6 protein-coding genes and 1 pseudogene are annotated in these 9,584 nt (G+C 67.7%); all 7 read right to left on the bottom strand.

Annotated elements, in window-relative coordinates:
• Positions 1-1,923: tetratricopeptide repeat protein (locus ADL03_RS41580; RefSeq protein ID WP_197289117.1), on the bottom strand; the 1,923-nt coding region annotated here is incomplete at its 3' end.
• A 215-nt stretch (positions 1,924-2,138) separates the two neighbouring features.
• Positions 2,139-4,583 (bottom strand): site-specific integrase, encoded by a 2,445-nt coding sequence (locus tag ADL03_RS41575; protein ID WP_197289116.1) that lies wholly within the window; start codon positions 4,581-4,583, stop codon positions 2,139-2,141.
• Complete coding sequence (locus tag ADL03_RS47835) at positions 4,576-5,775, bottom strand: tyrosine-type recombinase/integrase (RefSeq protein WP_157529731.1); 1,200 nt, start codon at positions 5,773-5,775, stop codon at positions 4,576-4,578. The genes ADL03_RS41575 and ADL03_RS47835 overlap by 8 nt, the downstream gene beginning before the upstream one ends.
• Positions 5,776-5,788: 13 nt before the next feature.
• Positions 5,789-6,358: a hypothetical protein gene (locus ADL03_RS41565; RefSeq protein ID WP_157529730.1), complete on the bottom strand. Its 570-nt coding sequence runs from the start codon at positions 6,356-6,358 to the stop codon at positions 5,789-5,791.
• Positions 6,359-6,605: 247 nt separating this feature from the next.
• Entirely contained in the window at positions 6,606-7,775 is a 1,170-nt protein-coding gene (locus ADL03_RS41560) for a hypothetical protein (protein WP_053739162.1), read from the bottom strand.
• A gap of 428 nt (positions 7,776-8,203) precedes the next feature.
• Positions 8,204-8,620: a hypothetical protein gene (locus ADL03_RS41555; protein WP_053739161.1), complete on the bottom strand. Its 417-nt coding sequence runs from the start codon at positions 8,618-8,620 to the stop codon at positions 8,204-8,206.
• A gap of 761 nt (positions 8,621-9,381) precedes the next feature.
• Positions 9,382-9,584: pseudogene (locus ADL03_RS41550) on the bottom strand (single-stranded DNA-binding protein); the annotation flags it as partial.

Raw genomic sequence — 9,584 nt, 5'->3', positions numbered from 1 at the left:
CGACTCGTAGGCGTTGGCCAGGTTGCTCCGCGAGAGCAGCGTGCTTGGGTGGTCGGGGCCCAGCACCCGCTCGCGATCAGCGAGGGTCGCTTCGTGCAGCGGGATCGCCCGGCCCAGATCACCCGCCGACCCGTAGGCGTTGGCCAGGTTGTTCCGCGAGGTCAGCGTGTCCGGGTGATCGGGGCCCAGCACCCGCTCGCAGTCTGCGAGAGTCGCTTCGTGTAGCGGGATCGCCCGGCCCAGATCACCCGCCGACTCGTAGGCGTTGGCCAGGTTGTTCCGCGAGGTCAGCGTGTCCGGGTGCTCAGGGCCGTGGAGGCGTTCTCGGGTGGTGGTGGCGCGGGTGTGATAGGTGATGGCTGTACTGACCTCGCCCTGCCCCTCCAGGTAGCGGCCGAGTGCGTTGAGTACCTGGCCGGTCTGCGGGGTGTCTGTGTCGGGGCTGGCGTGTTCGAGCAGGGCACGCGCGTGGACCAGCACCTGCCGGTAAACCCGCCAGTCCGCGGGATCCTCGGGGTCGTGCCCGTCCAGAGAGGTGGCGAGGGCAGCGGTGGCGGTCGCGCGGGCGGTGGCGATGTCGCCTGGTTGGCGATAGGGGTCGGTCGGGTCGGGTGTGCGGGTGATGGCTTGGACCAGGCGATGCACGGTCACGGTGTCCGTAGTCAGGGTGATCATGCTGTAGGCGGCCAGGCGGCCCAGCGCCTCGGACAACTCCAGTTCGACCATCCCACCGGTCAGCAGGCTCCTCGGGATCCCATCCGGGGCGTACCACGCTAGCTGACGCAGCAGTTGGACCGTGGCGGGGGTGGTGGCGAGGTGCGCGAGCGTGACGTGCCAGACGCGAGCCGTGTTGCGCCCGGTGTCGCTGCTTTCGCCAGCCGCGACGAACATCCGCGCCGGCGAATCCGCCAGCAGCTTGAGGTAAGTCTGCGGGCTGATGCGGGTCTGGGCGAGGTATGAGGCCGCCTGCTCGACCGCCAGCGGCAACCACCCCAGCTCGGCACACACCCGATCCGCACCGGTGAGGTCCGCGCCGGGCTGGACCGTGTGAACGATCCGGGTCATCAAGTCGACGGCCTCGCCGGGGCTCAGCACGTCCAGCGCCACCGGCTCCGCCAGCGCGTGCCAGCCCACGCCGTGGCGACTGGTGATCACGACCGTGCCTGTGCGCACACGCGCCAGCAACCCTGCCGCGTCCTTCGGAGCGGACAGGTTGTCCAGCACCAGAAGCCAGCCGGTGTGCGTCGCCAGCCACCGCACCCCCAGCTCTGTGCGCTGCTCCGACGGCAACTCCGCGGTCTGCGGCACCAACTCCGCCGCCAGCTCGGCCAAACCCGCCTCGATCGCGGCCGGCGAATCCGCGACCATCCACCACACCAACGAAAAACGGGTCTCGTGCACCCCGGCGAACCGCGCCACGAGCGTGCTCTTGCCGACCCCGCCCAGGCCATGCACCGCGACCACCACCGCCCGGCCAGTACGGCTCACCGCCGCGTCCAGCCGCCGCAACTCCTCCGACCGCCCGACGAACACACGCTGCCCAGCCGGAACACGGCCCAGACCAGGCACCGCGGCCACGACTTCCATCTCCGGCACAACGACCGGCGGCACCACCACCTGAGTACCGACGATGTTGCGGTCGCCGATCACCACCGGACCCTCGACCGACCCCGCCTGCACCACGGTCCCGCTCACCGTCGACCCACTGATCGCATTCCCCACCCGCCCAACACCCACAGGGTCGACCGGTGCCACGGCAGGAGGTTCAGGACGCGGTTGCCGGGCCTTGAGCAGGCCATAGGCCGACAGAGCCAGACCCAACGCGCCGCAGACGCCCCCGACCACGCTGGCGATCTTGTCCGCCGACTCAAGATCCGCCCACGCCAGAACTCCACCGCCCGCGGCCATCACGAAACCCGCCACAATCCACACAACCCAGCCACGACGCGACACACCAACATCATCGCCGCGCCCCACCAAACGTAACCACAAACGCGCCGCACACCGACGACCAAAGAAATTCCAGATGAGCGGGCCACTGCACAACGTCCGCTCATGCCGCATAGAGCGCGTTCGTCAGCGCCGTCGGCTGGATCGCCACCCGCCGTGGGTTCAGTGGCGATCCAGCCGACCTGGGCCTATCGCGGTGCTGCGACGGTCGGCATGCCGAGGTTGACCTGGCGGGTGATGCGCGTCAGCCTCAACGCGTCAGCCCGCTTATCGCGCAGGCACCGGAGGGTCCGGTCGACCCCCTCGATCTCGCCCAGCCAGCCCTCGGACTCGGCGCGTTTCCGCCGCTCCTCCAGGTCGGTCTCCAACTCATCCAAACGGGGCAGCATCTTCGGGTTGACATGCAGTTGGGCGCACCTCAGGCAGGCGTGCTCATGCGGGCAGTCTGTCCCATATGGACGCCCACAGGAGCCGAGCTCGACCTTGCGCTTGTCGAAGTGCTCCTCGAACTCGCTCCACTCCTGCTCGGTGGCCGGACGGTACTCCTCCTCCGGCCGCATGGTGCGGCGGCGCACGAGGAAGTCCTGGACGTGCCGGATGACGTCCTCGGCGAACACCGCGACATAGCCCTGGGTGGTTTGAAGCGACAAATGACCGAGCAACGCCGCCCCGATGTGAATCGGCAGGCCGTTGTTGACCAGCTCCGTGGCGAACAGCCTCCGGAAGTCATGCGGTGTGAAGTGCAGCCCACGGAACTGCGGGTCGGTCTCTCCGATGACCTCGCAGCGCTTGCGCAGGTTGTTCAGGGCAGTGGAGGGGCTGGTCACCCGGCGGACCCCGCCGATCTGCCGCTGGAACAGGTAAGGCATCGGCGCGGTGAACTGCCGCTCATGGGTGTCGTAGCGGGGCACCAGCGGGATCGGGCCGTGCTGGGTCTGGCGCATCACGATCATCGCGATCACGTGGAACAGCTCCGCCGACATGGGGATTACACGCTCCCGATCGGTCTTGGACGGGGCGATGACCAGCAGCGCGATCACCTCCCCGTTGGGCCGCTGGTACTGGCGGACGCTGGTGTGCGCCAACTCCACCAACTCCTCCGCCCGCACCCCGGTGTGGCGCAGGACCTCCACGTAGGCGAACTCCCAGAAGGCCGTCTCCTCCTCGTCGGCCAGCGACCGCACCTTGCCGGTCTGCTCGTCGCGCACCCGCACCAGCGGGAACTGCGGGTCGTCGTGGTGCCGCTGGTCCTGGCGGCTGCCCATCCGCGTGTAGGAGCGCCCAGCGTGGCTGAACGCCACGCCCAGCGGCACGGCGCGCGCCGCCTCCAGCAACTCCTTCAAGCCGCTGTAGCGCTCCTCGACGTGCGCCACCAGGGTCGGCAGCAGCGGCTGGCGCACCCGGACGCGGTCGGCCATGCGCTCGTTGATCCGCCTGCGGCGCTTGCCGAAGCCCCGCAAGTCCGCGGGCGGGATCGGGCAAGGCGCGGCCCACCGCGCCCACCTCTCGGGCTCCTCCAGCGCCCAGCTCTGCAAGTCCATGTAGAACGAGCGCACGCTCAGCAGGATTGTGGTGCCGCCGTCAGCTCGGGGCTTGCCGTCCTTGCGCACTCGCACCTCCTCACGCCACTGGTCGTACACCTCTTGCGGGATGTCAAGGTCATGCTGGCCGGGCGCGAGCTTCTCGATCTTGCCCCAGAACTCGCCCGCGAGCTGCCGCGCGAGGCCCTCGCGAGTCGGGTAGTCGGTGTCTCCTTGGCGGCGCACGAGGTAGTCGATGATCAGCTGCCGGATCTCGGGATCGCGGACCCCTTGAAAGTCCACCATCTCCTCGGGCGACTTCTGCCCTTTGTAAATGGACGAGCGCAGCGTCGGCGGCGTCCCCGGCGGGAAATGGCCCATGCCGTGCAGGATGTCCCAGGCCAACAAGCCAGCGAACCGGTTGGAGTCCGGGCGCGCAGCCACGACCAGGTTCAGCCTGCGGCACTCGTTAGCGTAGAACAGCAGCGCCTCCGGGGACAGGTCGGCCAGCGCGATGCCCTGGGTGGTCAGCGCGCAGCACACGTCGGCCAGCGCCCGGTACTGGTGGCGCTCGGACGCGCGGGCGCGCCTGGCCTCCTCGAAGAACTTGTCCAGCAACGAGTCGCCCTGCGCCTCCTGGAAAGCGTAGGGGTACTGGTTGAACTTGTTGCCCCGGAACGCGGTCAACGACGGCGTGATCACGCGCAGGCACAGCAGCGCCTTCAACCCGTGAGTGAGGTTGTAGCCGCGGTACTTGTCGGGGTCCAGGTCGCTGACCGGCCGCTCGCCGGCGTCCAGGCCGCTGGCCAGCCATCGCTCCTGCCAGGTCCGGCCCTCGAAGCTATCCACGTGCTCCAGCAGGTGCCGGGTACCCGACCTGCGTTTCTGCCTGGGCGAGTCGACCTGTGAGCCAAGCTTGTCGCCCGCGAGCTTCACCAGCTCCTCGATCGTCACCCGGGACAGGTCGCCGAACGGCTGCGGCGGTGTGGCCGCGGAGGCGGGGGCCGCCTCGATCGCGTCGATGGCGAACCGGGACCGCAGTTCCCTCATCTCGGCGTCCCTCTCACGCAGCACGGGGGAACGCCGGTTGCGCAACGTGTAGCGCTCAGCCACCGAACACCGCCTTGACGTCGGCCTCGTCGTACCCAGCCGCGAACGTCCGCTGCGGGCGCGGCCGGTTGTAGTGCTCCTGGAGCTTGTCGAACATGTCCTCCACCCGGACGGTCATGTAGCGGCCAGTGGTCTCGATGTTGGCGTGCCGCAGTACTGCCTGGACATCGCGCAAGGTCATCTCCGAGTCGTTGGCCATCCTGGTCGAGGCAGTGTGCCGAAGGTCATGCAGCGACCAGTTCGTCCCCAGCTTCTCGTTGGCCCGCTGCAAAACCCGCCGCATTGCCCAATACGACACCGCCCTGCTCGCACCCCGGCGCGTGCGCCACAGCGGCTCGTCAGGGCCGGGAAGGCCGACGGCGTCCAGGTAGCGCGTCAAGTACCGGATCGCCTCCGGCGAGATCGGCACCGCCTGCCGCAGCCGCGTGCCCTTCGAGATCACATACATGCGCGACCCGGCCCAGTCCACATCCCCCAGGGCCACACCGAGCAACTCGCTGGCCCTGGCCCCGCTGGACACGTAGCACAACAACAGCGACCGGTCGCGGTCGCAGGTCATGGCGGCGAACAACTCGTCCCACATCGCGTCCGGGATCGCCCGGGGAGTCGTGTCCGCGACCCGCTGCCGCAACCGCGCCCGCTTGAACCGCTGCTTGGCGTCGATCGGGCTGCGGTGCGCCAGCGCCATCCGGCGAGCCCGTGAGGACGGCACCGGGTTCGCCACCGGACCCCTGCCGAAATGCTGGTGATAGGCGTAAAACCCATACACGGCAGTCAAACAGTGGTTGATCGTCCTCGGGGCGTAACCCTCAGCTAGCGCCGGCTTGCCCGTCCGGATGTTCACCGTCCCCGGCGTGGCCCCGCCCGCGCGAGTCCGCCTGCGCTGCGGGTTGCGCGCGGTCCTCATCCAGCCGACCAGGACGTCAACATCCGCGCCGGTCGCGCGCTCCCAATCCACCTCCAACGCCCACAGCACCCTGAACCATCGCAGCAGGTCGTAGCCGTAGCTGCGGCTGGTCAGCGGGCTCATGTCGCTCAACGCCAGGTCTCGCAGGTACCGGGTCACCGGCTCGACCTCCACGCCAGCCGAGTCGACCACCACGAACGGGGGAAGCTTTCCTTTTCCCGCAGTTACCGCCCCGACCCGGCCGAGGTCCTCCTGCCCTTCCATGAGCAGCCGTCGTAGATCAGACATCCACCAAACCCTTTCAGTCCCGGATGGACAGTCCATCCTTGGTCAGATCGGACTTGGTGCAGTCAACTGAACACAAGCGGTCGCCGGCAGTCTGCGGGACTGTGGCACCGGCGAACATCTCGTGCGCCAGCGTCCACGCCCCCACCAACTGCAGACGGTCCGGCGAGCGCGTGTCGGACAGAATGTCGATACCATCGGCTTGCCGAGGACCGCGGCGAGCGACCTGGATGAACCGCACGCCCGCGGCCGCCATCAGCGGCAGCAGGTGCTCCTCGACCAGCAGGCGGGTTACCGGCCATTCCTGACCCGTCATCGCGGTGATCACCACAAGGTCGTCAAGGGCGAAGTCCCGGCTCGACGGGTTGGTGAGCCAGCGCGCGAGAATCGCGCTCGAATCGCATCCGAGTCCCAACGCGGCCACCACCTTCGGTGCGGGTTGCCCGCGGACCGAGGCAAGCGGCAGTGCCGGTGGTGGCGGACGCAGCAGGCCCAGAGCGGCCTGTGCCGCACGCACGGCCTGGAGCGCGACGTCCTTGGACACCTGAACCCCCAGCGGGGTGAGCATCGAGCCGGCTGCGGACATCGAGATCACCTCCTTCCGCGAGGTGGTTGTGGGACCGGCGAAGCACGGTGACCCTGAGCGCGACCGGGACGGTCGCGTTGCGGGAGACCGAGACGGCGGGCCGCATCGCTGCGTGCGCTACCCGTCCATGCCATCGACGATCGCGCTGATCGCCTCGGGGATGCAGGAGTGCGGAATCGCCTCGTCGAGCCGTTCGAGATCGTCGTCGGTCAACGGTCGGCCTGCCCAGCACCCAGTTGATCGCGCGTCATGAGCGACACGGTTGGACATCCGTGCGCAGGGCGTAGTTGAGGCGGCCGTCGTGGGCGGGCAGGGTGGCCAAAATGTGCGGCGTGGGCGAGCCGCTCCAGGTGTCGGGCCTACCGGGGTTGAGCGGAGTATCAGGGTCGCACGGGTCGTTGTTGAGCCAGCTCCAAAGCTCACCGGCCAGCTCGTGTACGCGGCCGTCGTGGACGATGAAGAAGTTGGAGTGTCCGAAGTAGAGGTCGCCGAGCGTGGTGGTCTGGTGCCTGTCCCACAGGCAGATGATGTGGGTGCCGGTGGCGTTGTTGATCTGGCCGAGGGTGGTGTTGACGTCGCCGTCGGTATAGCCGTCGATCATGGTGCCGCGCAGGCCCGGGTCCAGGCCGGCGGGGACGTCGTAGGCTTGGTCGAGCGCGGTGAGGATGCTTTCCGCCGCGTTCACGCCGGCCTGCGCGGTGATGATCTGGGTGAGCAGGTCGGTGTCCAACGACGTGGGCGCGGCGTCGTGGTCGGCGTCGTCGATGGTGCCGTGCCGGTTGAGCTGCGCCAGCCAGTTGTTGACGGCGAGCAGGCTGAGGTAGGGGTGGCCGGCGCGATTCTGCGCGGCCTGTTCGCCGTAGTCCGCGTGTTCCTTGTCCAGGTACTTGTCAACGATCACGCGCAGATCGTGCAGTGGCGCGTCGGGGTGGCGTGCGGACTGGTCGAGTGCGCTGTAGCCCAGCACGGCGCGGCCGATGGGGAGGTTGACGGTCCACATCGGCGTGCGGGCCTTGGTACCCCAGTCCCGCATTCGGGCGGCGGTGGCCTTGACGAAGAGGTCGTCGGGCTTGGCTGCCGTGAGCGCACAGGACAGGTGGTGCTCGATAGAACGCCGGACGTCGTCCCAGGTTTGGCCCTGGTTGCCACGCCAGTCGGTGAGCCAGCCCGGTGCGCGGCCTCCGGCTGAGGTCCAGTGGCTCCCGACGGTGTTGAGCAGGCAGACGGCGACGGTGCTGGTGTCGGTGCTGATCCGGACCGCGAGCCGGTAGGTGCGTGGGGCGATGTTCTGCAGGAGACGGCTGATCTCCAGCAGCCGCAATGCCCAGGTGGTCTCGGCTTGGTCGGCGGTCGCCTGCTCGAAGTAGCGGGAGGTGAGCGTGCCGGGCTGGGTGGCGGGGTGCAGGGTGCTGGTCATGGCGAGGCCTTCCGCGTGGTGCTGCAAGATCTCGGCGGGATCGAACGGACTTTCACGACCCCCCGTGGTGAGGGCGAATTTCTGCTGGTCGTGCCGCTTTCAGGCTGAGGTGCCGTGAGCACGGCGAACTGCTCTCGGCCATGGGCAAGTTGTGCTTGAAGCCGATCTCCGGTTCTAGCGCGGGGTAGCGCTAGGGTGAGATCGGGTTTGAGATGGCCGCGAGGACGAGTTCGGTGGGGCTGGCGAGCACACGGAACACGCAGGAAAGGCGGGGGGAATCCCGCGTGGTAGGCAGGCTGGTGTGGCGCGCCGGAGGCGTGGATGGCGCGCCACACCTGCTCGGTGGTCCAGCTGAGGATGGGCGACCAAGGGGTGACCTCGCGCTGCCGCGGGGAACGTCCGGGCCACTGGGAGGCGCGGCGCGGGTTTTAAGGCCAGATGATCCGGCCGAGAAGAACGAGCAGCTTGTAGTTGGCGCTAAGCGCGGCTCGTTTGCTGGCGATGAGCGCCGTGAGTGTGCGCGATTCCCTGGGCAGCTCCAGCACTGACTCGACGCCGAGCCTGGCGGCGTCGGCCCATGGCTTGGACGCTGCTCCAGAGGAAGTCACCAGTACCACACCCGCTCGTTCAGGCATGGAGCGGATCAGGCACAAGTCGAGGGCAGTGTGGTCGATGAGGACAAGGGAGGCTGCCGTCCACTGATGCAGTTGAGGAGCCTCGCCATGCAGGCAGTCATACTGCTGCGATGATTCGTGCAGGGTGTGAAGGCAGTTGGTGAACTGGTGCAGAACTCGCGACGAGGCCGACTCGGTGACTTGGGCTTCTGTAACGGAATTCCGATTCATCAACGGCTCGTCTCGGTCGGGGGCTCCGCTGTGGCTATGTGGCTTGTGGTTTGTGACTGCGTTATTGCGCGAGTGGAAGGAGCTGCGTCGCTTCGGTGCTCGTAGAGCCATCACGGCGGCTGTCGCTTGTCGCTCGCAGCGAACTGTTCGCAGGTGGGCTTCCCGTTGACCGGAGGTTGTGCCTCAGGCCTCTGCTATCCAGAAGGGAGCCAGTTGTCGGCACGAGCTTCGCGGTAGTAGGCAAAGGCCGACGCGGTGCACGGCATGTGGCGGAAGCCGTCAGATTGTGGGCAACCGAGGCATAGGGGAAGATCGAGCCTTGGCGCCGGTGTCGGTGATGCTGGCCGTGTTGGCATCGCCCGCGTGACGCAGGGCGATGCGCAGCGTGAGCTGAGCGGGAAAGTAGCCGTGCCATCGATCGGGGTTGGTCCCGGCATATGCCGAAGACGGAGCCCGCGGACATCGTGGGTCGATATCTCGGACAGCAGCCCACAACGACTTGGTGCTGAACTGCGTTCCGACAATGAGCGAGTATGCCTCGTTCCAGGTTTGTGGGCTGGGGTTGGTGTCAAGACGAACGATCTGCGCTCGGGCGTCAGGGGTAAGCGGCTCTCCTAGACCATTGAAAAGCTTGTCGAGAAGTCGATCAAGGGCAGTCATTGTGGATTGGTCCTGTCGGGCAGAGGGCTACGAGAACCCGGGGCCGAATTCAGTGTTGGTGGGTCACCGATGAGTGACCCACCAACACTCGATCGGGTGACCTAGAGCGATGGCTCGTCCGCGAAGCCGTCACCGGCGGGCGGAGCCTCGCCCTCCCAGGGATCGTTCACGGCGCCAGCTGCCTTCCTGGTGGTCTCCCCGCGCGTGACCTTGTTGACCTTCGCGGTCGCGTAGCGCAGCGAGGGGCCGATCTCGTCGACCTCCAGCTCCACGACAGTGCGCTTCTCGCCTTCCTTCGTCTCGA

This window comes from Nocardia sp. NRRL S-836 (assembly GCF_001279525.1).
GTDB lineage: Bacteria > Actinomycetota > Actinomycetes > Mycobacteriales > Pseudonocardiaceae > Lentzea.
The sequence above is the reverse complement of the archived record's forward strand: the minus strand, read 5'-3'. Positions and strand labels throughout refer to the sequence as shown.